The sequence below is a fragment of the Rhodococcus kronopolitis genome (genome assembly GCF_042654025.1).
Lineage (GTDB): Bacteria > Actinomycetota > Actinomycetes > Mycobacteriales > Mycobacteriaceae > Rhodococcus_G > Rhodococcus_G kronopolitis.
On record NZ_JBHSFO010000001.1, the window covers coordinates 92,745 to 118,764 of the forward strand.

23 protein-coding genes are annotated in these 26,020 nt (G+C 71.9%); 9 read left to right on the forward strand and 14 right to left on the reverse strand.

The window, feature by feature from the left end; all coding sequences use genetic code 11:
* Nucleotide 1 precedes the first annotated feature (1 nt).
* The 9 genes from mraY to ACFO6S_RS00440 form a co-directional block, all read right to left on the reverse strand.
* Nucleotides 2–1,090: a phospho-N-acetylmuramoyl-pentapeptide-transferase gene (gene mraY, locus ACFO6S_RS00400; protein WP_378413081.1), complete on the reverse strand. Its 1,089-nt coding sequence runs from the start codon at nt 1,088–1,090 to the stop codon at nt 2–4.
* Nucleotides 1,087–2,634: a UDP-N-acetylmuramoyl-tripeptide--D-alanyl-D-alanine ligase gene (locus tag ACFO6S_RS00405; RefSeq protein WP_378413083.1), complete on the reverse strand. Its 1,548-nt coding sequence runs from the start codon at nt 2,632–2,634 to the stop codon at nt 1,087–1,089. The genes mraY and ACFO6S_RS00405 overlap by 4 nt, the downstream gene beginning before the upstream one ends.
* Entirely contained in the window at nt 2,631–4,250 is a 1,620-nt protein-coding gene (locus ACFO6S_RS00410) for a UDP-N-acetylmuramoyl-L-alanyl-D-glutamate--2,6-diaminopimelate ligase (RefSeq protein ID WP_378413085.1), read from the reverse strand. The genes ACFO6S_RS00405 and ACFO6S_RS00410 overlap by 4 nt, the downstream gene beginning before the upstream one ends.
* A gap of 136 nt (nt 4,251–4,386) precedes the next feature.
* Nucleotides 4,387–6,294, reverse strand: a complete 1,908-nt coding sequence (locus ACFO6S_RS00415; protein WP_378413087.1) for a peptidoglycan D,D-transpeptidase FtsI family protein — start codon at nt 6,292–6,294, stop codon at nt 4,387–4,389.
* Nucleotides 6,291–6,818: a cell division protein FtsL gene (ftsL, locus tag ACFO6S_RS00420; RefSeq protein ID WP_378414023.1), complete on the reverse strand. Its 528-nt coding sequence runs from the start codon at nt 6,816–6,818 to the stop codon at nt 6,291–6,293. The genes ACFO6S_RS00415 and ftsL overlap by 4 nt, the downstream gene beginning before the upstream one ends.
* A gap of 188 nt (nt 6,819–7,006) precedes the next feature.
* Nucleotides 7,007–8,020, reverse strand: a complete 1,014-nt coding sequence (gene rsmH / locus ACFO6S_RS00425; RefSeq protein ID WP_378413089.1) for a 16S rRNA (cytosine(1402)-N(4))-methyltransferase RsmH — start codon at nt 8,018–8,020, stop codon at nt 7,007–7,009.
* A 170-nt stretch (nt 8,021–8,190) separates the two neighbouring features.
* The gene (mraZ, locus tag ACFO6S_RS00430; RefSeq protein WP_378413091.1) at nt 8,191–8,622 is read right to left on the reverse strand and encodes a division/cell wall cluster transcriptional repressor MraZ; all 432 of its coding nucleotides are present in this window, start codon (nt 8,620–8,622) and stop codon (nt 8,191–8,193) included.
* 430 nt (nt 8,623–9,052) lie between these two features.
* Complete coding sequence (locus tag ACFO6S_RS00435; RefSeq protein WP_378413093.1) at nt 9,053–9,490, reverse strand: DUF3040 domain-containing protein; 438 nt, start codon at nt 9,488–9,490, stop codon at nt 9,053–9,055.
* A gap of 170 nt (nt 9,491–9,660) precedes the next feature.
* Complete coding sequence (locus ACFO6S_RS00440) at nt 9,661–10,161, reverse strand: SAV_6107 family HEPN domain-containing protein (protein WP_378413095.1); 501 nt, start codon at nt 10,159–10,161, stop codon at nt 9,661–9,663.
* A gap of 189 nt (nt 10,162–10,350) precedes the next feature.
* On the opposite strand from ACFO6S_RS00440, the gene ACFO6S_RS00445 reads away from it, so the two are divergent.
* The 3 genes from ACFO6S_RS00445 (at nt 10,351) to ACFO6S_RS00455 (ending at nt 13,357) form a co-directional block, all read left to right on the forward strand.
* A complete protein-coding gene (locus tag ACFO6S_RS00445) occupies nt 10,351–10,947 on the forward strand; it encodes a GNAT family N-acetyltransferase (RefSeq protein WP_378413097.1) in 597 nt (198 codons plus the stop codon).
* A gap of 20 nt (nt 10,948–10,967) precedes the next feature.
* The gene (locus ACFO6S_RS00450; RefSeq protein ID WP_378413099.1) at nt 10,968–12,545 is read left to right on the forward strand and encodes a phytoene desaturase family protein; all 1,578 of its coding nucleotides are present in this window, start codon (nt 10,968–10,970) and stop codon (nt 12,543–12,545) included.
* An 89-nt stretch (nt 12,546–12,634) separates the two neighbouring features.
* Nucleotides 12,635–13,357, forward strand: coding sequence for an LppM family (lipo)protein (locus tag ACFO6S_RS00455; protein ID WP_378414025.1), 723 nt, complete (start codon nt 12,635–12,637; stop codon nt 13,355–13,357).
* A 4-nt stretch (nt 13,358–13,361) separates the two neighbouring features.
* Here the strand turns inward: ACFO6S_RS00455 and metF are convergent, their stop codons facing one another.
* Complete coding sequence (gene metF, locus ACFO6S_RS00460; protein WP_378413101.1) at nt 13,362–14,327, reverse strand: methylenetetrahydrofolate reductase [NAD(P)H]; 966 nt, start codon at nt 14,325–14,327, stop codon at nt 13,362–13,364.
* Between the two features lie 153 nt (nt 14,328–14,480).
* On the opposite strand from metF, the gene ACFO6S_RS00465 reads away from it, so the two are divergent.
* The 4 genes from ACFO6S_RS00465 to ACFO6S_RS00480 all read left to right on the forward strand — a co-directional run bounded on the left by ACFO6S_RS00465 (nt 14,481) and on the right by ACFO6S_RS00480 (nt 19,801).
* Nucleotides 14,481–15,599, forward strand: coding sequence for a polyprenyl synthetase family protein (locus ACFO6S_RS00465; RefSeq protein WP_378414027.1), 1,119 nt, complete (start codon nt 14,481–14,483; stop codon nt 15,597–15,599).
* Nucleotides 15,599–17,152 carry a phytoene desaturase family protein gene (gene crtI / locus ACFO6S_RS00470; RefSeq protein ID WP_378413103.1) on the forward strand — a complete coding sequence of 518 codons (1,554 nt, stop codon included), beginning with the start codon at nt 15,599–15,601 and terminating at the stop codon, nt 17,150–17,152. The genes ACFO6S_RS00465 and crtI overlap by 1 nt, the downstream gene beginning before the upstream one ends.
* Before the next feature lie 85 nt (nt 17,153–17,237).
* A complete protein-coding gene (locus ACFO6S_RS00475; RefSeq protein WP_378413105.1) occupies nt 17,238–18,839 on the forward strand; it encodes an alpha-(1->6)-mannopyranosyltransferase A in 1,602 nt (533 codons plus the stop codon).
* A complete protein-coding gene (locus ACFO6S_RS00480) occupies nt 18,836–19,801 on the forward strand; it encodes a phytoene/squalene synthase family protein (protein ID WP_378413107.1) in 966 nt (321 codons plus the stop codon). Before ACFO6S_RS00475 ends, ACFO6S_RS00480 begins: the two co-directional genes overlap by 4 nt.
* Here ACFO6S_RS00480 and ACFO6S_RS00485 read toward each other — a convergent pair.
* Both ACFO6S_RS00485 and ACFO6S_RS00490 read right to left on the reverse strand, forming a co-directional pair.
* Nucleotides 19,798–20,685: an SDR family oxidoreductase gene (locus ACFO6S_RS00485; protein ID WP_378413109.1), complete on the reverse strand. Its 888-nt coding sequence runs from the start codon at nt 20,683–20,685 to the stop codon at nt 19,798–19,800. The two genes, ACFO6S_RS00480 and ACFO6S_RS00485, sit on opposite strands and share 4 nt — an antisense overlap.
* An 81-nt stretch (nt 20,686–20,766) precedes the next feature.
* Nucleotides 20,767–21,135 (reverse strand): Rv2175c family DNA-binding protein, encoded by a 369-nt coding sequence (locus tag ACFO6S_RS00490; RefSeq protein ID WP_378413111.1) that lies wholly within the window; start codon nt 21,133–21,135, stop codon nt 20,767–20,769.
* 166 nt (nt 21,136–21,301) lie between these two features.
* On the opposite strand from ACFO6S_RS00490, the gene pknB reads away from it, so the two are divergent.
* The gene (gene pknB, locus ACFO6S_RS00495; protein ID WP_378413113.1) at nt 21,302–23,344 is read left to right on the forward strand and encodes a Stk1 family PASTA domain-containing Ser/Thr kinase; all 2,043 of its coding nucleotides are present in this window, start codon (nt 21,302–21,304) and stop codon (nt 23,342–23,344) included.
* An 88-nt stretch (nt 23,345–23,432) separates the two neighbouring features.
* On the forward strand, nt 23,433–24,359 hold the full coding sequence (locus ACFO6S_RS00500) for an esterase/lipase family protein (protein ID WP_378413115.1): 927 nt from the start codon (nt 23,433–23,435) through the stop codon (nt 24,357–24,359).
* 53 nt (nt 24,360–24,412) lie between these two features.
* On the opposite strand, the gene ACFO6S_RS00505 is transcribed toward ACFO6S_RS00500, so the two are convergent.
* A complete protein-coding gene (locus tag ACFO6S_RS00505; RefSeq protein ID WP_378413116.1) occupies nt 24,413–25,171 on the reverse strand; it encodes a VOC family protein in 759 nt (252 codons plus the stop codon).
* A 198-nt stretch (nt 25,172–25,369) separates the two neighbouring features.
* Nucleotides 25,370–25,717: a hypothetical protein gene (locus tag ACFO6S_RS00510; RefSeq protein WP_378413118.1), complete on the reverse strand. Its 348-nt coding sequence runs from the start codon at nt 25,715–25,717 to the stop codon at nt 25,370–25,372.
* Between the last annotated feature and the right edge of the window lie 303 nt (nt 25,718–26,020).

Below are 26,020 nucleotides of genomic sequence, written 5' to 3' on the forward strand. Positions count from 1 at the left end.
GTCAGTTCCCGACGACGGAGAGGTACTCGCTGTAGAACAGCGCGAGGCCGACCGCGGAGGCGATCCCGGCGAGCAGCCAGAATCTGATGATCACCGTGGTTTCCGCCCACCCGGCGAGCTCGAAGTGGTGATGGAACGGGGCCATCCGGAACACCCGGCGTCTGCTCGAACGGAACACCGCCACCTGGATCACCACGGACGCGGCCTCGGCGACGAAGAGCGCGCCGACGACGACCATCAGCAGCTCCGTGCGGGTGGTGATGGACAGACCGGCGAGCAGGCCGCCGAGGGCCAGCGAGCCGGTGTCGCCCATGAAGATCTTCGCGGGAGCGGCGTTCCACCACAGGAAGCCGATGCAGGCACCGGCCGCGGCGGCACAGATCAGCGCCAGGTCCAGCGGGTCGCGCACGTCGTAGCAGCCGATCGTCGGCTCGTTGGGGCCGCCGACGCAGGCGTTGCGGTACTGCCAGAAGGTGATGACCACGTAGGCGCCGAGCACCATGCTCATCGAGCCGGCGGCCAGGCCGTCGAGACCGTCGGTGAGGTTCACCGCGTTGGACCACGCGCTGATCAGCAGGTAGCAGAACAGGATGAAGACGATCGAGCCCATCGACACGGTGGCGATGTCACGCACGTACGACAGGTGGGTGCTGCCCGGGGTGAGTCCGCCTGCACCCGGGAAACGCAGCGCCAGGATTCCGAAGACCACCGCGGCGATCAGCTGGCCGACCAGCTTGGCCGTCTTGTTCAGGCCGAGGTTGCGCTGCTTGCGGATCTTGATGAAGTCGTCGAGGAAGCCGACCGCACCGAGCGCGGTGGCCAGGCCGAGCACCAGCAGGCCCGACGCGGTCGGCCCCTGGGCGTCGTAGCCGATGCCGATCAGGTGCGAACCCCAGTAGCCGGCCCACAGGGCCACGATGATCGCGACACCGCCCATCGTGGGCGTGCCGCGCTTGGCCTGGTGACTGGCCGGGCCCTCGACGCGGATCTCCTGGCCGAAACCCTGCCGGGAGAAGGCCTTGATCAGGACGGGGGTCAGCAGGATCGCCACGGCCAGGGCAATGCCGCCGGCGAAGAGGATCTGTCTCACTGGTTCTCCTTGGTTTCACCCATGTTGCCGATGGCACGCATGTTGCCGGTCATCTCGATCGGACCACCGTCGGCGAGCAACGCCTCGGCGACCGTCCACAGCCCCACCGACTGGGAGGCCTTCACCATGACGATGTCGCCTGCGGCCACCTCGCCCCGCAGCACCTCGAGCGCGGCGTCCGCGTCGGGCACCAGCATCGACTCCTCGCCCCAGGACCCCTCCATGATCGCGCCCTGGTTCATCGCGCGCGAGGGCCTGCCGGTCCCGACGACGATCAGCCGGGTGACGTCGAGACGGACCGCCAGGCGGCCGATCGCGTCGTGCTCGATCACAGATTCGGGGCCGAGCTCGGCCATCTCGCCCAGCACCGCCCAGGTACGACGCTGCTCGCCGGAGACGGAACGGGCCATGGTGACCAGCGCCTTGAGCGCCGCCCGCATCGAGTCCGGGTTCGCGTTGTAGGAGTCGTCGACCACGGTGACGCCGTCGCCGCGCTGCTGGACCTGCATCCGTCGGGTCGAGACCGGGCGCGCGCCCGCCAGTGCCGTCGCCACCTGGTCCAGGCTGGCGCCGCACTCGAGCGCCACCGCGGCCGCGGCCAGCGCGTTTCCGACCTGGTGCTCGCCGTGCACGCCGAGGGTGACCGCGACGGTGCCCTGCGCGCAGGTCAGCTGGAACGAGGCGCGGGCCTCGTCGTCGAGTCGGACGTCGACCGCGCGCACGTCCGCGTTCTCGGACTGACCGACCAGCACCACCCGGGCCCTGGTGCGCTGCGCCATCGCCGCGACCAACCGGTCGTCGGCGTTGAGCACCGCGACCCCGCCCTGGTCCGCGGGCGGAAGTGCTTGCGCCAGTTCACCCTTGGTCGCGGCGATCGCCTCCCGGGAGCCGAACTCGCCGAGGTGCGCGGTGCCGACGTTGAGGATCACCCCGATCCGAGGCGGCACCGTCTCCGCCAGCGCCGCGATGTGCCCGACCCCGCGGGCGGACAGCTCGAGCACCAGGTAGCCGGTCTCGGCGTCGGCACGCAGCGCGGTCCACGGGTGGCCCAGCTCGTTGTTGAAGGAGCCGGGCGGCGCGACCACCGGGCCGAGTGGGGCCAGCACCGCCGCGAGCAGGTCCTTGGTGGAGGTCTTGCCCGAGGAGCCGGTGACCCCGACGACGGTGAGGCCGGCGGCGGTCAGCTCGTCGGTGCCGGCGCGGGCCAGCTTCGCCAGCGCCGCGAGCACCGCCGCGCCGGAACCGTCCGTGTCGTGTTCGAGTGCCATGGCGTTGGTCTGCGTCGGCGCCAGCGGCGCGACCACGACGGCGGGCACGCCCACCGGCCGGGCGGCCAGCACGGCCACCGCACCGGCGGCGACCGCGGCGGCGGCGTGCTCGTGGCCGTCCACGCGGGCCCCGGGCAGCGCCAGGAACAGGCCGCCCTCGGCGACCTTGCGCGAGTCGAACTCGACGCCGCCGGTCACCATCGCGTCGGGGTCCGGCACGTCGTGCAGGGTGCCGCCGACGATCTCGGCGATCCGGGCCAGGCTCATCGGGATCACAGCGCGGTTCCCCCGTCGCTACGCCCGCCCAGCACCTGGTCGATGGCCTGCCCGAGGACCTCGCGGTCGTCGAATGGGTACTTCACCCCGTTGATCTCCTGCCCGATTTCGTGTCCCTTGCCGGCGACGAGGACGACGTCCCCGGGACCGGCCCAGGCCACCGCGTCCGCGATGGCCGCCGCGCGGTCCGCGAACTCGCGGACCTCGCCCCGCTCTTGCTCCGGCACCCCGAGCGCGCCCGCCCGGACGGCGGCCCGGATGGTCGCCGGGTCCTCGGTGCGCGGGTTGTCGTCGGTGATCACCAGCAGGTCCGCACCGCGGGCCGCGGCCGCACCCATGATCGGCCGCTTGCCCTGGTCCCGGTCGCCGCCTGCGCCGACCACCACCGCGATCCGGCCGCTGCTCTGGCCGCGCAGGGTGGCGATCACTGCCTCGACCGCGGCCGGCTTGTGCGCGTAGTCCACGACGGCGAGGAAGTCCTGGCCACGGTCGACTCGCTGCACCCGGCCGGGCACGTCGACGGCACCGATGCCTTCGATCGCCCGGTCCAGGTCCGCCCCGCAGGCGTCGAGGGTGGCCAGTGCCAGCAGCGCGTTGGCGACGTTGTAGCGGCCGGGCAGCCGGAGCGTGACCCGCCGGGCCGTCCCGTCCGGACCGGTCGCGACGAAGCGCTGCGTGCCGTCGCCGGTGGCCTCGACCTCCGTGGCGGTCCAGTCGGCGGGGCCGGTGGTGGCGACCGTGCTGGCGGTGGCGGCGATCCCGGCCATCCTGCGGCCCCAGTCGTCGTCCACGCACACCACGGCCCGGCCCGCGTGCACCGTCGAGTCCGGCGCGAACAGCCGGGCCTTGGCGGCGAAGTAGTCCTCGAGGTCGGTGTGGAAGTCGAGGTGGTCCTGCGAGAGGTTGGTGAACGCGCCGATCTGGAACTCGGTGCCGTCGACCCGGCCGAGGGCCAGCGCGTGGCTGGAGACCTCCATGACGACGGTGTCGATGCCGCGCTCGAGCATCGCCGCGAACAGCGCGTGCAGCTGCGGGGCCTCGGGGGTGGTCAGGGCACTGGGCACCCGGCGCCCGTCGATCCGCGTCTCGATGGTGCCGACCAGGCCGGCATGCTGCCCGGCGGCGGTCAGGCCCGCCTCGACCAGGTAGGCAGTGGTCGTCTTGCCGGAGGTGCCGGTGATCCCGACCACCCGGAGGCGACGCGACGGGTTCCCGTAGATCTCCGCGGACACCGCGCCGAGCACCGACCGGGGGTCCGGGTGCACCAGCACGGGGGTGCGGACGACGGCGGCCCCGGCGAGCACGGCGAGGCCGGCATCGTCGGTGAGCACGGCGGCGGCGCCGCGGTCCAGCGCGTCCGCGGCGAACTCGGCGCCGTGCGCGTGCGCGCCCGGGAGCGCGGCGAACAGGTCGCCCGGCTGCACCGTCTGAGCCCTGAGCTCGACGCCGGTCACCGCGGGGTCCGCGGCCGGGTCGGCCTCCGGCGCCGCAGCGCCGACCCACTCCAGCCTGGCGCCGGTGAGCGCCGCCAGCGCGGCGATCCGGGTGGTCGGCGGGCTCGTCGGCCGCAGTCCCCCGTCGGCGTTCGCGGGCCTTCGAGCGTGTGTCCCATGCACGGGCAGGTGACTCCTCTCGGGTTCGGTTCGGTGGCGACCGGAACTGTCGCAAAGCCAGCGTGTCACGTTACCGGCGACCGGCGGCACCGTGGGACTCGGCGTGGGACTCGGCGCGGGCACGTCGCCCGTCGCGCGGTCAGTCCGCCTGCAGCACCAGAGAAGGACCGGGATCGGCGGACAGCGGCACCTTGTCGCGCTGGAGCATCCACGACGCGATGTTGTGGAACAGCGGCGCCGCGGACTGACCGCCCGAACCGTCGGCGCTGCGCACCGGCGCGTCGAGCATGATCCCGATGACGAAACGCGGGTTGTCGGCGGGCGCGATGCCGGCGAAGGTGATCCAGTAGTTCGAGTTGGAGTAGCACTTGCAGGCCGGATCGACCTGCTGCGCGGTACCGGTCTTGCCGCTGACCTGGTATCCCTCGACGCCTGCTGCCGCGCCGGTGCCCTGCTGGTATCCCATCGGGTCGCGCTGGGTCACCGACCGGAACATGTTCCGCACGGTGGCCGCCGTCTGCGGGCTGACCACCTCGACGCCGTCCGGGTGCTCGGTGCGGGTGCGGTTGCCGTCGGCGTCGACGGTGGCCCGGACGATCCGCGGCGGGATCCGGACGCCGTCGTTGGCGATGGCCTGGTACATCGCGGTCATCTGCAGCAGCGTCATCGACAGGCCCTGCCCAATCGGCAGGTTCGCGAAGGTGCCACCGGACCACTGGTCACGGCTGGGCACGTCGCCCGCGCTCTCGCCGGGCAGGCCGACCTCGGTCCGCTGACCGAGCCCGAACTTGTCGAGCATCTGCGCGAACCGGTCCTCGCCGACCCGTTGCGCGAGCATCAGCGTGCCGACGTTCGAGGACTTACCGAATACGCCGGTACTGGTGTACGGGACGACGCCGTGCGCCCAGGCGTCCTTGACGCTGACGCCCGACATCTGGATCGAGCCGGGCACCTGCAGCACCTCGTCGGCCGTGGTGAGGCCGTTCTCGACCGCGGCGGCGGCGGTGATGATCTTGTTCACCGAGCCCGGCTCGAACGGCGTGCTCACCGAGAGGTTGCCCATCTCGGCCTTGCCGTTGTTGGCCATCCCGATCGCCGGGTTGAAGGTGTTGTCGTTGGCCATCGCCAGCACGTCGCCGGTGTGCGAGTCCAGGACCACCACCGACGCGTTCTTCGCGCCGGACGCGTCCTTGGCGAGCTGGGTCTGCTGCTGCACGTAGTACTGCAGGTCGTTGTCGACGGTCAGCTCGACGCTGGAGCCGTCGACCGCCGGCTGCTTGTCGCGCATGCTGCCGGGGATCACCGCGCCGTCCGAGCCGCGGTCGTAGGTCAGCGAGCCGTCGGTGCCTGCCAGCGTGGAGTCCATCGAGTCCTCGAGCCCGAGCAGGCCGTGACCGTCCCAGCCGGTCGCGCCGACCAGGTTCGCCGCCAGCGATCCACCCGGGTACTCCCGGATGTCCTGGCGTTCGACGCCCACCTCGGGGAACTTCTCGGAGATCTTCGCCGCCACGTTCGGGTCGACGCTGCGTGCGAGGTATTCGAAGGTCTCGTCGCTCGTGAGCTTGGCGAGCACATCCTTCTCGGCAGCGGCGGTGCCGAGCTCGGCATGAATGCCCTTGGCGATCTCCTTCAGCCGGTCCGCGACCTTGGGGTCCTTGCCCGCCTTGGCGGCGGCCTCCTCGAGCTCCTTGCGCACCCGGACCGGCTGGAAGGTCAGCGCCTTCGCCTCCATGGTGAACGCGATCGGGTTGCCGTTGCGGTCGGAGATCGAGCCGCGGGTGGCCGGTTCGACCACCGTGATGGCCCGCTGGTTTGCCGCCTCGGCCGAGAGCTTCGGCGCCTGGACGACCTGGATCCACAGCAGCTGGACCACGGCGACGCCGAGGGCGACGAACATGACGGTCCGGCCGATCCGGAAACGGAACCGGAACGAGGAGTTGTCCTCGGGGCGCGCACCACGCGACGACCGCGTGGGTCGGGCCCGGCCACCGGATCGCGAACCGGGCCGAGCCCGGGGTGACGGAGCAGCAGAGGAACCTCTGCTCACCTCTGACCGCCCGCGCTACCTGCCTGTCCGTCGGTCCGGGTTGCCGTCGCCATGGGGACCAACTGCTCCCCCTCCGCAGGCAGCTGCGGCCGGTTCGCCGCCAGCGGCGTGCCGGGGCGGTTGGCGGTGGTCGACGTGGCCGACCGGGTGGTCGGCGCGACGCCGCGGGTCGGCGCCGGCGACGGGGCCGGCTTGTTCAGCGGCGGTGCGGGGGTGCCCTGCGCGGGGGCCGGGTCGCCGACCACCGCGACGGTGCCGTCCGGCGCCACGACCAGACGCGCCACGTTCTTGACCGGGATCATGCCGAGCTCGGTGGCCTTGCGGGCCAACTCCGGAGCCGAGGAGGCGAGCTCGTTGTCGCGCTGCAGCGCCGAACGCTGCTCGGACAGTTCCTGGTTGTGCGCCCGGGCGTCGGAGAGCCGGTAGGAGTCCTCCGCCGAGCGGGTGGTCAGCAGCAGCGTGATCGCCAGCCCGACGGAGAGCAGTCCGATGACGGTGGCCACGAACGGGATCCGAGCGGTCAGTGCCGCCCCGCGCCGGGGCGCAGCGGCCGTGGTGCCGGTCGACCGCTGGGTGCGACGCTCGTAGGCCCGCTGCGCGGCACCGGACCTGGCGGGCGCGGTGGCGACGGTTGCCGAGGCACGCCCACCCGACTTCGGACGGACGGCGGCAGCACTCCGAGGGCGCGCGGCACCCGATCGCACCGGAACAGTCATGGCGTCACCTTCCTGGAAATCCGCTCGACGCAACGCAGTCGAACCGGAGCCGATCGCGGGTTGATCGCAATTTCTTGCTCGCTTGCCTTCTCCGCACCGCGGGTGAGGAACTCGAACTCCGGACCCATCCCCGGCAGCTCCATCGGAAGACCTTCCGGGCTACGGGATTTCGTGCGAGGCGTCAGTTCCTGCTTGACCAACCGGTCCTCGAGGGACTGGTAGGACATGAAGACCACCCGACCACCGACCGCCAGGGAGTCGAGGGCCGCCGGGATGGCCGCACGCAACGAGTCCAACTCACCGTTGACCTCGACCCGGAGCGCCTGGAAGGTGCGCTTCGCCGGGTGCCCACCGGTACGGCGGGTGGCTGCGGGGATGGACGCGTAGAGCACCTCGACCAGCTGTGCACTGGTGGTGAACGGCTGGACCTGCCTGCGGCGCAACACCTCCGAGGCGATCCGTCCGGCAAACCGCTCCTCCCCGTAGGTGCTGAGCACCCGGGCAAGCTCGCCGTGACTGTAGGTGTTGAGGATGTCGGCGGCGGTCAGTCCCTTGGTGGGGTCCATTCGCATGTCCAGCGGCGCGTCCACCGAGTAGGCAAATCCGCGGTCGGCCTCGTCCAGCTGCATCGACGAGACGCCGAGGTCGAACAGGATGCCGTGCACCGACCCGGTCGGCGGCAGTCCGGCCTGCTCGAGCGCATCGACGATGCCGTCATACCTGGTGTGCACCAAGGTGATCCGGTCACGGAAGGGCTCGAGACGGGCACCCGCCAGGGCCAGCGCGGAAGGATCGCGGTCCAGTCCGATCAGGTGCAGGCCCGGATGGGTCCGCAGGAAGTGCTCGGAGTGACCGCCCGCGCCGAGCGTCGCGTCGATCATCACCGCGCCGCTGGCGTCCGGCGAGTTGCGGGTCAGCGCCGGGGAGAGCAGTTCGTCGGCTCGGCCGAGCAGCACCGGGACGTGACCGAACTCGCCAGTTGTGGCGGATTCGCCGGCCTCGTCGTCCATTGCTGCCTCCGGGTCTGCTGGTCGTGTCTGCGAACGTTGACGGATCGCGAAGGGGGCTTCACTTGGCGAATGACTCGGGGTCCCTGTCCGATTGACCGAACCTGGCGGCGGGGAAGTGCGTCAGGGTCGATGTCGGGCAGAGGCCTCGCGGCACTCGCCGGTGCTGCGAACTACAGGATCTCGCTCAGAGGTTCGGATCTGGCCTGGGAGTAGTTCTCTTCGTTCTCGTCGGAATACGTCTGCCACACCTGGGCGTCCCAGATTTCGAGGAAGTCGATCTGCCCGATCACCACGCACTCCTTGGACAACCCGGCGTAGCGCCGATGATCCGCGGACAAGGTGATCCGGCCCTGCGCGTCCGGGTGCTGTTCGTCGGCGCCGGCAGCGAGCCCGCGCACGAACGCCCGAGCGTCCGGATCGGTCCGCGACACCGCCGCGGCCCTCCGTGCCATTGCGACGAACTCGTCGCGGGGATAGACCGCGAGGCTGTGGTCGAGTCCCTTGGTGACCATCAACCCCCCCGCCAGTTCGTCCCGGTACTTCGCGGGCAACGTGAGCCGCCCCTTGTCGTCGAGCTTCGGCGTGTGGGTACCGAGAAACATTCCTCGCCACCTCCACCTTGCGTAGTCGATTTCGTCACCGATTTCGAACGCCGTATGCCCTGTGGTTCACCTTCCCAACCACTGCGCACCACGTTACCCCACTTTGCCCCACGCACAACCACAACACTCGGGCATCCGCACCCGATTTGCGCAAAGTGTGCTGGTCCAGACAGTGGGGACCGGTGGGGAAAATTCCTGCGACGGCGGCCGCGTCACGGAAGCCGCTTTTTTCGGCCCGTCGGGGCAGTTGCACATCACCAGGTCACGGCCCCGCGGACGAGGGCCGGCCACGCCGCTCGGGCGCCTCTGGGTGGAGGTGGGGAATGGGATGCGGGGACTCGAAAGCGGGACGCCAAAAGGGCGCGACCCCGCAATGGGGGTCGCGCCCTTTCAACGTCCTCGCTCGGCCTGACTGATCCGGCCGAGTTGCCTACTCCTGTTCAAACCTCCGCTTGAACCGGTCCTCCATACGAGACGAGAATCCGCCGCCCTTACGGCCGTCACCGTGCTTGCCTGCACCGTGATTCCTGCCTGCGGCGGGACGCTGCGCGGACCCGGCGCCCTCGCCTTGCGCAACCGAGAGACCCTGCTTGGAACCTCCGAGGAGGAACAGGACTCCGGCTCCAAACATCACTACGAAACCGAGCAGGCTGATGATGGGGAAACCACCCGGCTTGACGGGTAGGGCGACCCCAGCGACCAGGAGAACGAGACCCAGGAACAGCAATGCCCCCGCCTGCAGGCGGCGCTTGCTCGAGGCGGCACGCATTCGGCCTCCCCTCACAGAGGAGGCAAACTTTGGGTCTTCGGCGTAGAGAGCGCTCTCGATCTGGTCGAGCATCCGCTGCTCGTGCTCGGAGAGTGGCACGGTAACCTCCCCCGGCACTAAATGGTGGCGACCGCGCCGTCGGTACGACCCGGTCGGTTGCCGTCGTTCGCGGCTACCTGGAACCCATACTACGAGTAGTAGCAATGCCGTACCACCCACTCCCGCAACGAGTCGTGAAATCTATTTGCGAGCAATGCGAAGATCGCCCGCTAGGCGGACCTCCTCGCCGCCGGGTCGGCAGCCTCGTCGACCCGGGAACCGCCACCGAGCAGGTCCTCGACCGCCGTCAGGAACCGCGACACCTCACGGTGGAAGCGGTCCGCGTCCGCCCACGTGAGCGTGCCGGAGATACCCGCCTCGATCGCGGCGCGGGTCTGCGAGTAGCCCGCGAAGAACTCCGCCCAGTCCGCCAGCCCCGACTCGGCCCGGGCCAGCTGCACCCAGGCGCTGCGCGAACCAGGCCGCACCCGATGCCCGGGCCCACCGAGCGCCGCACCCGCACCGCGCAGTGCCGCCAGGTAGGCCGACCGGAACCGCTCCCCCGGATCGGGTGCGGCGGCCGCCTCCGCCAACAGCGCGTCGGCCCGGTCGAGCAGTCCGCGCGCCAGCGGAGAAATCGGCGGCGGCCGCAGTCCCCCGCGGCCGGCCCCACCTCGATCGCGGAGCTCTCCACCGCACACCTGCCGACCGTTCGCATGTCGACCGTCCATCGCCGCACACCTCCCGCATCGCCTCGGCACCGTCCGGGTGCCGACGCCGGCGCCACCGCGGATCTCGTCCTTGAGTCCGAGACCCGACGAAGCACGCTTCCCTCGCGCTTCGCCGGATCGTCGGTATCGAACATTCATTCGACCTATTCAATATAGCTGCACCCACCGACACGTCGTCAAGAGAGAAGGGTGAGTCCGGTGAGCAACACCACCCCGTACATCGCCGAGCTGTCCGCGCCGCAGCTGCGCAGCCGCCTCGACGACGCCCTCGCCGTCTACGTCGAGGCCATGGGCTATCCCGACGGCACCGGGCGCCAGCGGGCCCCGATGTGGACCGAGCACACCGCGCGGTCCGGCTGGCGAGGCGTCGCCGCCCTGGTCCCCGGACCGGAGGCCGACCGCTCGCAGGAGGAGATGGTCGGCATCGCCTACGGCTACCGCGGCGCCCCACACCAGTGGTGGCACCAGCAGGTGCGTCAGGGCCTGCGCCGCGCCGGCGCCTCCGAGCCGCACCTGCACGCGATCCTCGACGACTACTTCGAGCTGACCGAGCTGCACGTCTCCCCCCGCTCGCAAGGACACCGCACCGGCGAGGCACTGCTGCGCCGACTGCTCGACGACCGCCCCGAGGCCGTCGTACTGCTGTCCACCCCGGAGGTGCACCGAGAGGACAACCGCGCCTGGCGGCTGTACCGCCGCCTCGGATTCACCGACGTGGTGCGGAACTTCACCTTCGCCGGCGACAGCAGGCCGTTCGCGGTGCTGGGCCGCCGACTGCCCCTCTAGGCCCCGATAACCTTCTGGTCATGATCGATGCCGTGGTGGTGGGTTCCGGACACAATGCGCTCGTCTCGGCGTGTTACCTCGCCAGGGCCGGGTGGTCCGTCGAGGTGCTCGAGCGCGACACCGTGCTCGGCGGCGCGGTCTCCACGGTCGAGCGGTTCCCCGGCCACCAGGTGGACCGCGGGTCGTCCGCGCACATCATGATCCGGCACACCGGCATCGTCGAGGAGCTCGAGCTCGCCGATCACGGGCTGCGGTACCTCGACTGCGACCCGTGGGCCTTCGCCCCGGCCCCCGCGAGGTCCGGGCTGCCCGGCATCGTCTTCCACCGCGACCTCGACGCCACCTGCGCATCGATCGCCGCCGCCTGCGGGGCCGCCGACGCCCGCGCGTACCGGCGCTTCGTCGAGACCTGGGGCCCGCGCACCGCGAGCGTGATGCGCGCGTTCGCCGCCCCACCGACCGGCGGCCGGCTGGCCCGCTCGTTCTGGGGGCTCGACACCGGCGCCGGCGCCGCGGCCCTCTCCCGCGAGTTCCTGCAGTCCGGGGACGCCCTGCTGGACCACTACTTCGACGACGAACGGCTCAAGGCCGCGCTGGCCTGGTTCGGCGCCCAGTCGGGTCCGCCGATGTCCGAGCCGGGGACCGCACCGATGGTCGGCTTCGCCGCCCTGATGCACACGCTGCCGCCGGGCCGGGCGGTCGGTGGCAGCGGTTCGCTCACCCGCGCCCTGGCCTCCAGGCTGTCCTCCGACGGCGGCACCGTCCGGCTCGGCGACGCGGTGACCGAGCTGCGCCGCGACCCCGGCGGCTGGACCACCCGCACCGAATCCGGACGCGAGGTGCGGTCCCGGGTTGTGGTCGCGGGCTGCCACATCCTGGCGACGCTGGACCTGCTCGGGCGCGGCGGCCACGACCCGGCGCAGCTGGCCGACTGGCGCCGCCGGATCCGGGTCGGCCCGGGCATCGGGATGGTGCTGCGGCTCGGCACCGACGCGCTGCCGCAGTACACGAGCGCACCCGACGAGGCCGGCGCCACCTCCGGCCTGCAGCTGCTGGTCTCCGACCGCGCCCAACTCCGGCGGGCGCACGGCGCCGCCCTGGCCGGCGAGCTGCCGCCCACCCCCGCGGTGCTCGCGATGAGCTTCAGCGGGATCGACCCGACCCTGGCCCCCGCGGGCGAGCACCAGGTGACGCTGTGGTCGCAGTGGCACCCGTACGCGCTGCACGACGGCCGCTGCTGGGCCGACCTCGCCGAGTCCGAGGGCGACCGCATCGTCGCCGAGATCGACGCCCTGGCACCCGGATTCACCCGCTCGGTCCGGCACCGGCTGGTGCAGACGCCTGCCGACCTCGAGTCCGAGATGGGGCTGATCGGCGGCAACGTGATGCACGTCGAGATGTCACTGGACCAGATGTTCATGTGGCGGCCGCTGCCCGAACTGTCCGGCCAGCGGGTGCCCGACGCGGCCGGTCTGTACCTGACCGGAGCCTCGACCCACCCGGGTGGCGGCGTGTCCGGTTCGAGCGGCCGAAGCGCCGCACGAATCGCGCTGTCCGACGCCAAGTTCGGCGGGATCCGCCGGCTGCTGCGACGGTGAGCACACCGCCGCACCGGCGCGGCGCGGACCTACCGCCTGACACCGTCGGGGCGGACTGGCACCATGTCGATGTGTCATTGCCCCTCGCCGTGTCGTTGCCCCCCGCTCCCGCCCGCGCCGGACGTCCGTCCCGCGCGCGCCTGCTCGCGGTGTCCCTGCTCCTGCTGATCTGCGTGCCGCTGCTCAGCGCCTGCCTGCGGGTCCAGGTCTCGATGGGCGTCTCCCCAGACGACCGGGTGTCCGGTCAGGTGGTCGCCGCGACGGTGCCCGCCGACGACAAGGACACCGGGCCGCAGTTCGTCGTCCCGAGCTCGCTGGAGGACAAGATCCGGGTGCAGGAGTACCGGCAGGACGGCTTCGTCGGCAGCCAGGCCTTCTTCAGCGATCTCACCTTTGGCGAGGTACAGCAGCTCGGTTCGATGTCCAGTCGGACCGGCAGCGCCCTGCAGCTGAGCTTCCAGCGGTCCGGCGACGTCGTGACGCTGGACGGCAAGGCCGACCTCAAGGCCGTCCCGGACGGCAGCGACGTCCAGTTCAGCATCGCGTTCCCGTCCCGGGTGGCCACCACAAACGGCACCAGGGACGGCGACTCCATCGTCACCTGGAAACTGCCGCCCGGCGAGGTGAGCACCCTGCGCGCCGAGGTCCGCTACGCCGACCCGAGCACCCGCGGCTTCGCGGGCTGGGCCGGCATCGTCGCCGGCGTCACCCTCGCCGTCGCCCTGATCATCGGCGCGATGGGCTACCTGGCCCGCGACCGCTCGCCGCGGTTCACGGCCCCCGGGCAGGACCGCGACAAGACCGACGCCTGACGGGTCAGCGCGCGCCTGCGCCGGCCACCGGTGCCGGCGCCGCCGCGGCGGGCTCGGCCAGACCCAGCCGGCTGAGCACCTCGTGCGTGGCCCTGGCGAAGTTCAACGTGATGAAGTGCAGGCACGGCGCGCCCTCGGCGATCAGTCGTTCGCCCAGCTCGGTCGCCACCGAGATGCCGATCTCGCGGACCGCGGCCCGGTCCTCCTCCGGGCCGGCGCCCGCCGCCCGGTCCAGCCGCTCCTCCAGCGCGCTCGGCAGTCGGGAACCGGACAGTTCGACCATCCGCCGGACCGAGCGCAGCGAGGTGATCGGCATGATCTCCGGAATGATCGGCTTCGCACCCTGCTCGGGGTCGAAGCGCGCCACCCGGTCCCGCAGCCGCAGGTAGTCGTCCACGTCGAAGAACATCTGGGTGATCGAGTACTCGGCACCGGCCCGCAGCTTCGCGACCAGGTGCCTGGTGTCGTGCTCGAGATCCGGCGCCCGGTGGTGGCCCTCCGGGAACGACGCCACCCCGACGTGGAAGTCGCCGAGGTCGCGGACCAGCCGGACCAGTTCCTCCGCGTACTCGACGCCCTCCGGGTGCTTGGTCCACTCGCCCAGCGGGTCGCCGGGCGGGTCGCCGCGCAGCACCAGGATGTTGCTGATCCCGCGGTCCGCGTACGCGCCGACCATGGCACGCAACTCGTCGACGCTGTGACCGACCGCGGTCAGGTGCGCCACCGGCAGCAGTGTCGTCTGCTCGGCGAGGTCGCCGGTCACCCGCACCGTCCGGTCCCGGGTGGACCCGCCGGCGCCGTAGGTCATCGACACGAACGCCGGCTGCAGTCCCTCGAACGTCCGGACGGCACGCCACAGGCGCGCCTCGGCGTCGGCGTCACGCGGCGGCGAGAACTCCACGGAGAACGGAATCCGTCCCGTGGCCTCACTCGCGCCGATTCGGTCCACGATCGACGGGGTCTGCGTCACCCAGCCATCGCTGGATCGCCCCCTGACAGCATCAAATGTCACGGCCCAAGCATAGTGGCGAGGATTGGCGGACCGCGCCGACCACTAAGCTGGTCCCCACGAGCACGTCCCCGGGCGTACCCCCGGGTCTCCACCCTCACCCAGGAGCGCACCCTGTCCGCCGGAGCCGCCTCTCCCCAGGCAACCACGCCCGACCCTGCCCACCCCGACTCACTGCCCGCCGCGGTCGAGGCCGCGCTCGGTGAGTTCTTCGCCTCCCGCCGCACCGTCACCGACGAGGTCGGCGGCACCTTCACCCCCGCAGTCGCGGCGTTGGAGGCGTTCGTGCTGCGCGGGGGCAAGCGGGTACGCCCCGCCTTCGCCTGGACCGGCTGGCTCGGCGCAGGCGGCGACCCCGACGGAGCGGACGCCGCCGCGGTGCTGCGCGCGTGCTCGGCGCTGGAGCTGGTGCAGGCCTGCGCCCTGGCGCACGACGACATCATCGACTCCTCGCGCACCCGGCGCGGCCACCCGACGCTGCACGTCGAGTTCGCGGCGGCCCACCGGGACGGCGACTGGTCCGGCGAGCCGGCGAAATTCGGCGAGTCGGTCGCGATCCTGCTCGGCGACCTGGCGCTGGCCTGGGCCGACGACATGATCCGCGAGTCCGGCGTTGACGCGGCCACGCAGACCCGACTGGGCCCGGTGTGGTCGGCGATGCGCACCGAGGTGCTCGGCGGCCAGTACCTGGACATCAGCACCGAGGTGACCGCCGACGAGTCGGTGGCCGCGGCGCTGCGGATCAACCGGTACAAGACCGCCGCCTACACGATCGAGCGACCGCTGCACCTCGGTGCCGCGCTGGCAGGCGCCGACGCCGCCCTGGTCGCGGCCTACCGCGCCTTCGGCACCGACATCGGCATCGCCTTCCAGTTGCGCGACGACCTGCTCGGCGTCTTCGGCGACCCGGCCGTCACCGGCAAGCCGTCCGGCGACGACCTGCGCGAGGGCAAGCGGACCGTCCTGTTCGCCGAGGCCCTGCTGCGCGCCGACGCCACCGACCCCGCCCAGGCCGAGCTGCTGCGCCGCAGCATCGGCACCGACCTCACCGAGGCGCAGGTCCAGCAGTTGCGCGGCGTCATCACCGACCTCGGCGCGGTCGACGAGGTGGAACGGCGCATCGCCGAACTCACCGCCAGCGGCCTGCAGGCCCTGGACGAGAGCGCCGCGGAAGCGGCGGCCAAGACCAGGCTGCGGGAGATGGCGCTCGCGGCGACCCGCCGGAGCGCGTAGTGCCGCGCAGCGTCCCCGGCCCCACCGGCCGGGTGGTGGTGGTCGGTGCCGGGCTCTCCGGCCTGGCCGCCGCCCTGCACCTGCTCGGGGCCGGCCGCGAGGTGACGCTGCTCGAACGCGACACCTCGGTCGGCGGTCGGGTCGGGGTCTACACCGGTCCCGGTTACGAGATCGACAGCGGCGCAACGGTGCTCACCATGCCGGAACTGGTGTCCGAGGCACTCGCGGCGGTCGGGCAGGACCTCGAGAGCGTCAGCCCGCCGCTGCGGATGCGCCTGCTCGAACCCGCGTACCACGCCCGGTTCGCCGACGGCACCGCACTGTCCGTGCACTCCGACCCGGACGCGATGGCCGCCGAGGTGGGCCGGGTGTTCGGGTCCGCCGAGGCGGTCCGCTACCGGCGGCTGCGCGGCTGGCTCGAGCGGGTCTTCCGCGCCGAGTTCGACACCTTCATCGACGCCAACTTCGACTCCCCGGTGGACCTGGCGAGCTCGCCGGCCGCCCTGCGGAACCTGACGACGCTGGTGCGCCTCGGCGCGTTCGGTCGGCTCGGTCCGCGGGTCGCGCGGATGGTCGAGGACCCGCGGTTGCAGCGGATCTTCACCTTCCAGTCGCTCTACGCCGGCACCAGCCCGGCCAAGGCGCTGGGGATCTACGGCGCCATCGCCCACATGGACACCTCGATGGGCGTCTACTTCCCGGACGGCGGCATGCGCACGGTCGCCGAGTCGCTGGCCGGTGCGTTCACCGCGGCGGGCGGCCGGTTGCACCTCGGCACCGAGGTGACCCGCATCGAGTACGCCGGCGGCCGGGCCCGCCGGGTCCACACCGCCGACGCCGCGTACGACGCCGACGCCGTGGTGCTGACCGCGGACCTGGGCGGCGCGCCCGGCCTACTGCCGCCGCAGCGCCGTCGGCGCCGGGTGCGGCACTCCCCGTCCGCCGTCGTCGCCCACGGCACCGTGCCGGTCGAGGTGTCGGCGGGCTGGACCGACTCGGGGCATCACACCATCGACTTCGGGGACGCCTGGGCGCGCACCTTCACCGAGATCACCGCGCGCGACGGTCGCGGCCGGCTGATGAGCGATCCGTCGCTGCTGCTGACCCGGCCGGCCTGCAGCGATCCCGCGCTGCGGTTGACCCGGGACGGGCAGGTCCACGAACCGCTCTCGCTGCTGGCGCCGTGCCCCAACCTCGACAGCGCACCGCTGGACTGGGCGCGGCTCGGACGGCCGTACCTGCGCGAGCTGCTCGCCGAGCTCGAACGTCGCGGCTACACCGGCATCGTCGAGCACTTCCGGGTCGACCTGCTCGACACCCCGCAGACCTGGGCCGACCGCGGCATGTCCGCCGGATCGCCGTTCGCGGCGGCCCACACCTTCGCCCAGACCGGACCGTTCCGACGCGGCAACCTCGACACCGGCGCCGCGAACGTGGTGCTGGCCGGTTGCGGCACCACGCCCGGCGTCGGGGTCCCCACGGCACTGGTCTCCGGCAAGCTCGCGGCCCAGCGGATCACGGGCGAGTACCCGGCCGGGCGGCCGAGCCACTAAACTAGGTGACCGTCCATGCATTCCGCCGCCCGAGACGCGCTGGCCGAACGCAGTCACCAGCTACTTTGGGGGAAGATCCGCACTGATGACCGACCGCATTCCCACTGCCGACGGGCCCGTGGTCGACAGCCCGGACGCGGTCTCGTCCGGCGGACGCCTCCGGGAGGTCGCGCTGTTCGCCCGGAGCGAGGCCGGCCACGCGGCGGTCCTCGGTCTCATCGGTGCCGTGATGATCACCTTCGGCGGCTTCGGCTCGGGCAGCATCCGTCGGCGTGACCCGCTGCTCGAGGCGCTGCACCTGTCCTGGCTGCGGTTCGGACACGGCCTGGTGCTCTCGACCGTGGTGGTGTGGGTCGGCGTGCTGCTGATGATCGCCGCGTGGGTGCGCCTGGGACGCTGCGTGCTCGGCGACCGCGTCAGCGTGCGCGAGCTGATGATGGTCGTGCCGGCCTGGACGGCTCCGATGCTGCTGGCCGTGCCGATGTTCAGCCGCGACGCCTACTCGTACCTGGCTCAGGGCGCCCTGCTGCGCGACGGTTTCGACCCCTACGCCGTCGGCCCGGTCGCCAATCCCGGTGTGCTGCTGGACAACGTGAGCAACGTCTGGACCACCACGACCGCCCCCTACGGTCCGATCGCACTGCTGCTGGGCCAGGGCATCACCTCGATCACCGGCGACAACGTGGTGGCAGGCACCATGCTGCTGCGGTTGACGATGCTGCCCGGCCTGGTGCTGATGATGTGGGCGCTGCCCCGACTGGCCCGCCAGCTCGGCGGCAACCCGGCGGTCGCGCTGTGGCTGGCGGTGCTCAACCCGCTGGTCCTGATCCACCTGATCGGCGGCGTGCACAACGAACTGCTCATGGTCGGCCTGATGACGGCAGGCATCACCCTGGTGCTCGACCGCAGGCACGTCGCCGGCATCGCGGTGGTCTCTCTCGGCGTCGCGGTCAAGGCGATGGCCGGCGTGGCACTGCCGTTCCTGGTGTGGATCTGGATCATCCACGAACGCGACCGCGCCAAGGCCGAGGGCCGCGAGCCCGCCGGGCCGATCGCGCTGTTCGTCCGGACCGCGGGCGCCGGCTTCGCGGTCTTCCTCGGTGTGTTCGCGACGGCGTCGATGGTCGCCGGCGTCGGGATCGGGTGGCTCACCGCCCTGTCCGGTTCCGCGAAGATCATCAACTGGCTCTCGCTGCCGACGATCCTGGCGCACGTGGTCACCGTGAGCACCTCGTGGCTGACGGGGCTGACCCAGGCGCCGGTGCTCGAGGTCACCCGGATGCTGTGCGCGATCGCGCTGGTCGGGATCCTGGTCTACGTCTGGTGGCGCTTCCGGACCACACCGCGGCAGGCCGTGCTCGGCATCCTGGTCGCACTGGTCGCCATCGTGGTGCTCTCCCCCGCCGCACTGCCCTGGTACTACTCGTGGCCGCTGGCGATTGCCGCCGGTTTCGCCATGTCGAGGACCACCCTGATGGTCGTGGTGGGCCTGTCGACCTGGCTGATGCTGGTCTTCCAGCCGGACGGCTCGATCGGGCTGTACACGCTGCCGCACGTGCTGCTGGCGACGTTCGCCGCAGTGGTGGCGGCGAAGTCACTGGTGACCGTCGACCCGCTGCGGCTGCGCTCGGTCCGTGAACACGCCGACACGGTTCCGGTCACGGCCGCGGCGCCCGCCACGCCGTGACGGCAGTCTCCCTCGACACCGCGTCTTCCGACGCCGCCCTCGCCGGCGCCTACCGGCACTGCCGCACCCTGGCTGCCGAGCACGGCAAGAGCTACTTCCTGGCCACCCGCCTGCTGCCCGCCGAGCGTCGGCCAGCAGTGCACGCGCTCTACGGCTTCGCACGGACCGTCGACGACGTGGTGGACGTCGACGCGGTCTCCGGCCGGCCCGTCACCGACTGCCTGGCCGAACTGGACCGGATCGAGGCGGAGTTGCACGCCGCCCTGGCCGCCCCCGGGCCGACCGCGGCCCGCCCGGTGGTCCGTGCGGTGGCCGACACCATCACCCGGTACTCGATCGCGCCGGCGCACTTCACGGTCTTCCTCGACGCGATGCGGATGGACCTCCCCGGCGCGCCCGGCTACCGGGCGGAGTACGCCACCATGACGCAGCTGCGCGAGTACATGCACGGGTCGGCGGCCGCGATCGGGTTGCAGATGCTGCCCGTGCTGGGCACCGTCACGACGCTCGCGCAGGCCGAGCCCGCCGCCGCCGCGCTCGGCGAGGCCTTCCAACTGACCAACTTCATCCGAGACGTCGGCGAGGACCTGGCCCGGGGTCGTCTGTACCTGCCCACCGAGGAACTGGCGGTGTTCGGTGTGGACGCGGACCTGCTGCGGTACTGCCGTCACACCGGCCGGTCGGACCCGCGGATCGAGCGGGCGCTGGCGCACTTCGTGTGCCTGAACCGGGCGCTGTACCGGCGGGCCCGGCCGGGCCTGGACCTGCTCGAGCCGCGGGCGCGGCCCGGGATGGTCGCGGCGTTCGAGCTGTACTCGGCGATCCTCGGCGCGGTCGAGGAGTCCGGGTTCCGGGTGCTCGACCGGCGCGCCGTGGTGCCGCGGCGGCGGCGGCTCGTACTGGCGGCGGCGCCCCTGCTCGGCAGTGCGGTGGCCGCGCTGCGCGGGCGGGGCGGCAACTAGCCGGTCTTCGGTCCCTCGAGGGCCTCGGTGCGGGCACTGAGCGAGCGGCCGAGAGCCGCAACCTCCGCGTCCATCTCGGGGAGCAGCACGGGGGTGAGCCGCCGAATGTCGCGTTCGGCGAGCCGGGTCTGCACCAGCGGCCGCACCCAGCGCAGCGCGCCGACCCAGCCGGGGACGTTGATCCGACTCGCCCGCTTCTCGATCCCCCGCTCGAAGCGTCGACCGCAGGCCTCGACCGAGGTGGTCCCGCTCAACGGGCCGGGCAGCGCGGCGAGCATCTTCCGGAAGGACGGCAGGTCGGCCTTGGCCTCCTGCACGAGCGGAGTGTCGATCCAGGCCATGTGCGCGGATCCGACGTCGACTCCGAGGTGCGCGACCTCGAGTCGCAGCACGTTCGCGAAGTACTCCGCCCCCGCCTTGGACGCGTGGTACGCGGCCAATCCAGGGCTGGCGGTGTAGGCGGCCAGCGAGGAAACCACCAGCAGGTAGCCCCGCCGCTCGACGAGAGCGGGCAGCGCGGCGCGGGCGGTGTGGAACACGCCCAGCACGTTGACGTCGAGCACCTTGCGGAACACCGCCGGGTCGACGGCCAGCACCGAGCCGTAGCTGGCGATTCCGGCGTTGGCCACCGCGATGTCGAGGCCACCGAACCGGGCCACACCGCGGTCCACCGCGGCCTGCATCGACTCGAGGTCACAGACGTCGGCCACCACGGTCAGCACGTGCTCGTCGCCGAGTTCGGCGGCCAGCACCGCCAGCGCCTCGGCGTCGAGATCGGTGAGCAGGAGTCGGGCGCCACGCCGCCGCAGGCGGCGGGCCACCTCCGCGCCGACGCCGCGGGCGGCTCCGGTGATCAGGACGACCTTGCCTTCCAGGGATGCCATGGTTGTGCAGGGTAGTCCCCGGGCGTTCCGCTCGAAGGCAAAGCGGGTTGGTCGACCCTGGTCAGAACCCCAATGCCGGGGTCAGAACCCCATCGCCTGGGCGCGCCGGACGATCTCCCGGCCGTGGTCGGTGTGCAGCACCGAGATCGGGGTACCCGGCAGGGACTCGTCCTCGGTGAACAGCCAGCGCAGGATCTCCTCCTCGCTGAAGTTCCCGTCGCGCAGCACCACCAGCAGGCCGGGCAGGAACCGGACCACCTCGCCGGCCTCGTCGAAGAACACCGACGGCACCGCGATCACACCGTTGCGGCGGACCGCGATCAGCTCGCCGTCGCGGAGCATCTGCTGCACCCGGGTGACGGAGAGTCGGAGGAGCTTCGAGACGTCGGGCAGCTGCAGGACGTCGACGGCCGGATCGAGGACATCGGCGCAATAAGGAATGGCACTCACACGGGTAACGGTATCGGGTCGTCCCCGCCGCGGCGAAGGCGGACTGTGCAGGCCCGGGGCCGCCTGTCCCGACGGCCCGTGGCCCGGTCGGCACGGTGCGGGCACCCGTCGGTGATGCTGGCTACGATCGATGCGAACGGCATCGACGGAAATGGGGTACTCGAGGGTGGGTCCAGGAGATCAGCGACTGATCGGCATGGTGCTGGACCGCCGCTATCGGGTGGACGCCCCGATCGCGCGCGGCGGCATGTCGATGGTCTACCGGGGCATGGACACCCGCCTGGACCGGCCCGTGGCGATCAAGGTGATGGACCCCAAGTTCGCCAACGACCCGCAGTTCGTGTCGCGGTTCGAGTTCGAGGCACGGGCGGTGGCCCGGCTCAGTCACCCCGGTCTGGTCGCGGTGTACGACCAGGGCGTCGACGGCGAACACGCCTTCCTGGTGATGGAGCTGGTCGCAGGCGGCACGCTGCGCGAGTTGCTGCGCGAGCGCGGCCCGATGCCGCCGCACGCCGCCGCCGCCGTCACCGGCCCGGTGCTCGACGGCCTGGCCGTGGCCCACCGCGCCGGGTTGGTGCACCGCGACATCAAGCCCGAGAACATCCTCATCTCCGACTCCGGCGAGGTGAAGATCGCCGACTTCGGTCTGGTCCGCGCCGTCGCCGGGTCGAACGCCACCTCCAGCAGCGTGATCCTCGGCACCGCCGCGTACCTCTCCCCCGAGCAGGTCACCAGCGGCAACGCCGACGCCCGCAGCGACGTGTACGCGACCGGGGTGCTGCTGTTCGAGATGCTCACCGGGCAGACCCCGTTCACGGGCGACACCTCCCTGTCCATCGCCTACCAGCGGATCAACGCCGACGTGCCTGCCCCCGGGACCCTGGTCCCCGGCGTCCCCGAGGAGTTCGACCGGCTGGTGCTCGACGCCACGGCCCGCGACCCCGAGGAACGGTTCGGCGACGCCGCGGAGATGTCGGCGGCGCTGCGCTCGGTGAGCGGGCAACTGCAGTTACCTGCCTACCGGGTCCCCGCGCCCAAGCGCTCCGCCCAGCACCTGAGCGCCGCGATGCAGGTCGCAGGCGCGGTCGCCGGTGACGCGGCGGCCACCACCCGGGTGACCGGGCACGGCCCCGGCCCCGCGGCGGGGGCCGCGCCAGGCGGGGTGCAGCACACCAAGGTGGTCACCACCGCGACGCCGCGTCCGGGCCACCCCGCCCCGGGGCCGGACGCGTTCGGACCCGGCGACCCCGGCGAGCCGGCGGGCACCGCCACCAAGCAGCAGCGACGCGACGGGGCGCAGTACGAGTTCCCGGACTTCGCCACGGAGCGCCGGCGGTCCCGCCGGACGATGGCGGTGTGGCTCGGGGTGGTCCTCGCGCTGGCCGTGGCGGTCGGTGTCGGCGGCTGGTGGTTCGGGTCCGGCCGGTACGTCGCGGTGCCCGCCATCGACGGACTCGACCGCAACGCGGCCACGTCCACCGTCGAGGCCGCGGGGCTGGTCTCGGTCAACCGCGGCAGCTACGACAACACCGCGCCGGTGGACGCGCTGCTGGGCACCGACCCGGCTGCCGGGTCCAAGGTGGCCCGGGGCAGCACCGTCGCGCTGAAGTTCTCCCTCGGCCGGCCGACCGTCCCGGACCTGGCGGGCGGCGACCAGGCCCGGATCGAAGAGGCCCTGCGCGAGCGCACCCTCGTCCCCGCCGAGGGCGGCGAGGCCTTCAGCGCCAAGATTCCATCAGGCGGCATCGCCGCGCTCGACCCGGCGCCCGGCACCGCGCTGGACGTCGGCTCCCAGGTACGGATGGTCCGGAGCAAGGGTTCACCGCCGGTCCAGCTCCCGGACCTGCGCGGCACCTCGCTCGCCGAGGCCCGCTCGCAACTCGACGGCCTCGGCATCGCGGTGTCGGGCACCCGCGAGGTCTTCGACGCCGGTGTCGACGCCGGCGACGTCGTCGCCACCGAGCCCACCGGGGGAACCCAGGTGGGCGCCGGGTCCACGGTGACCCTGACGGTCTCGACGGCGATCAAGGTGCCCTCGCTGCTCGGCCGCACGGTCGGCTCGGCTCGCGACGAGTTGGCCCGGCTCGGGCTGGACGTGCGGGTGCGTCAGGTCGCCGCGTCCGACCGCTCGCTGGTCATCTCGCAGACCCCCGGCCCCGGCGACCGGGTCGAGCCCGGCACCACCGTCAGCCTGGTCGCGCTGCCGTAGCCTCGGTGCCGTCATCGAGATGACGCGTTCGCCGGTGCGCCACCGGCACGATTGCTAGGTTCGGTTCCCGTTCGTCAATCGGAGGAAAATGTTCCGGGCATCCCGTGCTGTGGTCCTGTCGCTCGCCCTGGTCGCGTTGGTGGTGCCGTTCGCAACGGTCGCCGCGAACGCCGACCCGCTCCCGGAGCAGTACGGCACGTCCACCGGCATCCGGAGCGAGCTGACCAATCCGGGCGGGTCGCTGCCCGGGGCCAACGACTTCGAGTGCAGGACCACCGCCGAGCACCCGCGGCCGGTGGTGCTGGTGCACGGGACGACGGGCGGACAGCAGATCACCTGGGGCCCCTACGTCCCGATGCTCAAGAACGCCGGGTACTGCGTGTTCACCCTGACCTACGGGGCCATTCCCGGACCGTGGCCGATCTCGGCGATCGGCGGGATGCGCCCGATCGAGGGCAGCGCGCGTGAGGTCGGCGCCCTCGTCGACCGGGTACTGGCCGCGACCGGCGCCGCGACCGTCGACATCGTCGGCCATTCGCAGGGCACCATCGTCCCCGAGTACTACGCGAAGGTCCTCGGCGGGCAGGCGAGGATCACCAACTACGTCTCACTCGCGCCGCTCTGGCTGGGCACGAAGGCTCTCGGTTCCAACCGGGGACTGCTCGACCTGCGCGACGTGCTGAGGCTGCCGGACACCGCGTTCCCGATCTGCCAGGCCTGCGGCCAGTTCGCGGCCGGGTCCACGTTCGTGGACACGATCAACGCCGACGGGACGCCCTACGTCAAGGGCATCCGGTACACCAACATCGGCACCCGGCACGACGAGCAGGTGGTGCCCTACACCCAGGGCATGGTGCCCGGCCCGCCCGGCTACGACGTCACCAACATCGTCGTCCAGGACGGCTGCGAGCAGGACGACTCCGACCACGTGGCGCTCACCGAGTCCAAGCGGGCGGGCTACCTGGTGCTCAACGCCCTCGACCCGGCGCATCCGCGCGCGGTGCCGTGCGAGTGAGCCGGTAGGCCCACCCGCTCGCCCGACCCGTTGGGTTCGGCCCGGCGGTTCGGTCAGCCCAGCGGGGTGAACACCGCGAACGCACCGCCCTGCGGGTCGGTCAGCACGGCGAACCGCCCGGTGCCGGGGATGTCGGTACCGGGCACGTGCACCACGCCGCCGAGGTCCTGTGCCTTCGCCACCGCCGCGTCGACGTCGTCCACCCCGAAGTACAGCGCCCAGTGCGGCGGGATCCCCGCCGGGAAGTCCTCGCCCATGGCCATCATCCCGCCGAAGTCCTGGCCGCCGATGCCCCACTGGGTGTAGCCGTCCCCGGCGTTGACGCTCCACCCGAAGACCGTGGTGTAGAACTCGAGCGCGCCTGCCGTGTCCCGGGTCCGCAGCTCGATCCAGCACAGCGCTCCGGTCTCGTTGAGTCGGCTGGCGCCGTGGAACTTTCGGCCCTGCCAGATCGAGATCACCGCGCCCGCCGGGTCGGCCAGCACGGCGAACCGCCCCAGGTCGAACACGTCCATGGGTTCGGCGATCACGGTGCCGCCCGCCGCCACGGCGGCCCGCGCGGTCGCGTCCGCGTCGGTCACCGCAATCGAGGCGGTCCAGGCGACCGGCTGCCCCTCCTGGTACAGCGGGCTGGCCGCGGCGACCGGATCCCCGTCCAGGAGCATCATCGTGTAGCCATCGGCCTCCGGATTCGGATCCTGCTCCGGTGTCCAGCCGAGCAGGCCGCCGTAGAACGCGCCGGCCGCCGCGATGTCCGTGGTGCCGAGCTCGGCCCAGCAGGGCGTGCCGATTTCCGGTCCGGTGATCTTCATGGCGATCTCCTCACTCCGATGGTCATGCCTGCGTGCCTCTCGCGCGACGGTCTGAACGTAACGCGGGCCACCGACATTCCGAGCGGGACCGGACGCGGTGCCGGGCGGCGAGACAACAGTTCACCCGGGTCGCACGGTGTGCGACCCGGGTGAACTGCAGGTTCCGGACCTAGGTGTCCGAGGTTTGCGGCCGAACGGTCAGAATCCGATGCTGCCCAGGCTGCCCAGGCCGTCCAGGCTGCCGAGGCCGACGGCGTCGAGGCTCCCGCTGCCGCATCCCGGGGCCTCCGGAGTCGGCACCGGGGCGCCGTCCGGGGCCGGACCGACCATGACGGTCTCCGACACCGTCTTGCCCCCGTGGGTGACACTGATCGTGTGGGCGCCGTCCGTCGTCGGCATCCACGGATGAGAGCTGTATCCCGTGGGAGCATTGCCCGGCCAGTAGGAGTTGAAGCAGGCTCCGTTGTCGGTGAGGGTCACCCATCCCGACTGGGGGACGGGGTACATCGAACCCCCGATCCCGTCCAGGTAGAGGGTCGTGTTCACACCCACGACGTACCCGCCGGGAGGCGGGGACACATGCAAGGACAGCCCCGGAAGCCCCCCATCGGGGGACGTGACCGCCGCGGCCGAAGCCACGGTGCCGAACGCGAGGGTGGCGCCTGCCAATGCAACGATGATTGAACGATTCAAGTCGATCCTCTGCGCTGGTGATGTTGTCGACGCCGAGCGACGTCCCGTCGATCACACCGCACCCCGCTGCCGTTGTCCCCGGTGAGAACTACCGGGATCCGGCGGGCAGAGCTGTCGGGTCGGCCGCAGCGGACCCGTCCTCGGCAGTGGGATTGC

What these genes read in the sequence shown, in the direction of transcription:
- rsmH (WP_378413089.1), bottom strand. Translation starts at nt 8,020, where the DNA reads ATGGACGACGAGGCCGGCGAATCCGCCACAACTGGCGAGTTCGGTCAC.
- mraZ (WP_378413091.1), bottom strand. Translation starts at nt 8,622, where the DNA reads ATGTTTCTCGGTACCCACACGCCGAAGCTCGACGACAAGGGGCGGCTC.
- ACFO6S_RS00440 (WP_378413095.1), bottom strand. Translation starts at nt 10,161, where the DNA reads ATGGACGGTCGACATGCGAACGGTCGGCAGGTGTGCGGTGGAGAGCTC.
- ACFO6S_RS00450 (WP_378413099.1), top strand. Translation starts at nt 10,968, where the DNA reads ATGATCGATGCCGTGGTGGTGGGTTCCGGACACAATGCGCTCGTCTCG.
- ACFO6S_RS00475 (WP_378413105.1), top strand. Translation starts at nt 17,238, where the DNA reads ATGACCGACCGCATTCCCACTGCCGACGGGCCCGTGGTCGACAGCCCG.
- ACFO6S_RS00485 (WP_378413109.1), bottom strand. Translation starts at nt 20,685, where the DNA reads ATGGCATCCCTGGAAGGCAAGGTCGTCCTGATCACCGGAGCCGCCCGC.
- ACFO6S_RS00500 (WP_378413115.1), top strand. Translation starts at nt 23,433, where the DNA reads ATGTTCCGGGCATCCCGTGCTGTGGTCCTGTCGCTCGCCCTGGTCGCG.
- ACFO6S_RS00505 (WP_378413116.1), bottom strand. Translation starts at nt 25,171, where the DNA reads ATGAAGATCACCGGACCGGAAATCGGCACGCCCTGCTGGGCCGAGCTC.